This is a genomic window from Streptococcus sp. GMD6S (genome assembly GCF_000297015.1).
In genome coordinates this window covers 1-913 of record NZ_AJRH01000193.1, presented here as the reverse complement: position 1 = coordinate 913, position 913 = coordinate 1, and the positions used below count along the sequence as shown (strand labels likewise).

Annotated in this window: 1 protein-coding gene and 1 pseudogene; both read left to right on the top strand. The window is 43.6% G+C overall.

Annotation, left to right across the window (positions count from 1 at the left end; all coding sequences use genetic code 11):
* Positions 1-168, top strand: a pseudogene (locus tag GMD6S_RS09615) (primosomal protein DnaI); the annotation flags it as partial.
* Positions 165-878: an NADPH-dependent oxidoreductase gene (locus GMD6S_RS09610; protein ID WP_000140859.1), complete on the top strand. Its 714-nt coding sequence runs from the start codon at positions 165-167 to the stop codon at positions 876-878. The pseudogene GMD6S_RS09615 and the gene GMD6S_RS09610, both read left to right, overlap by 4 nt.
* Positions 879-913: the final 35 nt, after the last annotated feature.

Genomic DNA, 913 nt, shown 5'->3' with positions numbered 1-913 from the left:
GAAGATTTGCCAACCTTCTTTACTTCCAACTTTAATTTCCAAGATTTGGAAAAACATTTTGCTAAAGGAAAGAATGGAAATGATGAGACTTGGGAAGCTAGACGGGTCATGGAACGGATTCGTTATTTAGCAGAGGAAACAAGACTAGAAGGAGAAAATCGCCGATGACAGAAACCATTAAACTGATGAAAGCTCATACTTCAGTTCGTCGCTTTAAGGAGCAAGAGATTTCTCAAGAACACTTAAATGAAATCTTGACTGCTACTCAAATGGCGTCATCTTGGAAAAATTTCCAATCTTACTCTGTGATTCTTGTACGCAGTCAAGAGAAGAAAGATGCTTTATATGAATTGGTTCCTCAGGAAGCTATTCGCCAGTCAGCAGCCTTTTTGCTTTTTGTCGGTGACTTGAACCGAGCTGAAAAGGGAGCAAGCCTTCATACGGACACTTTCCAACCTCAAGGGGTAGAAGGTCTCCTTATCACGTCTGTGGACGCTGCGCTTGCAGGGCAAAATACCTTGCTTGCGGCTGAGAGTCTGGGATATGGTGGTGTGATTATCGGTTTGGTCCGTTACAAGTCAGAAGAAGTGGCAGAGCTTTTTAACTTGCCTGACTATACCTATCCCGTTTTTGGGATTGCCCTTGGCGTGCCAAATCAACAACATGATGTCAAACCAAGACTGCCTTTGAACCAAGTGGTATTTGAAGAAGAATACCAAGAACAGCCAGTAGCAGCGATTTTGGACTATGACAAAGTACAGGCAGACTATGCTGGTGCGCGTGCGACAACCTCTTGGAGTCAGCGTTTGGCAGAGCAGTTTGGTCAAGCCGAACCTCGTTCAACTCGGAAGAATCTAGAACAGAAAAAGTTATTGTAGAAAGTGAGAAAACATGGCCTTACCAACTATTGCCA

Excerpts from the sequence above, each read along its gene's own strand:
- GMD6S_RS09610 (WP_000140859.1), top strand. The coding sequence starts at position 165 with ATGACAGAAACCATTAAACTGATGAAAGCTCATACTTCAGTTCGTCGC.